The 1178-nt window shown below is 49.4% G+C and carries 1 protein-coding gene; it reads right to left on the bottom strand.

Translation table 11 applies throughout. The features are described 5' to 3' along the window. On the bottom strand, positions 1–1178 hold a 1178-nt coding region (locus tag AB4135_RS21585; RefSeq protein ID WP_371995482.1), incomplete at both ends, for a VCBS domain-containing protein.

Below are 1178 nucleotides of genomic sequence, written 5' to 3'. Positions count from 1 at the left end.
GCAGTCACTGGAATGATCAGCGTTTCATGCTCACCGACTGCGAGATGATTAAAGCTCGGATCGGTGGGATCGAGTGTGTAGCTGCCGTCGGGATTGAGCGCAAAGCCAGCATGTTGATAGTTGGTAGCGAAGGTGGCTGTGTCGCCATGATCGAGATCAGTGGCAGTGATCTGGCCGGTTACTTTATTGCCACCTTCATCAACCGTCTTCGAGCTTATGTGACTGACTACTGGAATATCGTTAGTGCCATCGATCTTGATAATTAAGTTTTGTGGTGCGCTTTGAGCGCCATTATTGTCGGTGGCAGTCACTGGAATGATCAGGGTTTCATGCTCACCGACCGCGAGATGATTAAAACTCGGATCGGTGGGATCGAGTGTGTAGCTGCCATCAGGATTGAGAACGAAGCCCGCATGTTGATAACTGGTAGCGAAGGTGGCTGTGTCGCCATGATCGAGATCGGTAGCGGCGATCTGACCTGTTACTTTATTGCCACCTTCATCTATCGTCTTCGAGCTTATGTGACCGACCACTGGAATATCGTTAGTACCGTCGATCTTGATAATGAGATTCTGCGGCGCACTTTGAGCGCCATTATTATCGGTGGCAGTCACTGGAATGATCAGGGTTTGATGTTCGCCCATAGCTAAATGGTTGAAGCTTGGATCGGTGGGATCGAGTGTGTAGCTACCATCTTGGTTGAGTATGAAACCTGCATGTTGATAAGTCGTGGTGAAAGTGGCTGTGTCGCCATGGTCGAGATCGGTAGCAGTGATCTGACCGCTGATCTTAGCTGAGCCTTCATCAACCGTCTTCGAGCTTATGTGACTGACTACTGGAATATCGTTAGTGCCATCGATCTTGATTATCAGGTTTTGCGGGGCACTTTGAGCGCCATTGTTGTCGGTGGCAGTCACTGGAATGATCAGGGTTTCATGCTCACCGACTGCGAGATGATTAAAGCTCGGATCGGTGGGATCGAGTGTGTAGCTGCCATCGGCATGTAAAACAAAGCCAGCATGTTGATAGTTGGTGGCGAAGGTGGCTGTGTCGCCATGATCGAGATCGGTAGCAGTGATCTGACCGGTTACTTTATTGCCACCTTCATCAACCGTCTTCGAGCTGATATGACTGACTACTGGAATATCGTTAGTGCCATCGATCTTGATTATCAGGTT

It is taken from the genome of Shewanella sp. 10N.286.54.B9 (assembly GCF_041468565.1).
Classification (GTDB): domain Bacteria; phylum Pseudomonadota; class Gammaproteobacteria; order Enterobacterales; family Shewanellaceae; genus Shewanella.
Note: the sequence above shows the minus strand (reverse complement) of the source record. Positions and strands in the feature narration are given on the sequence as shown.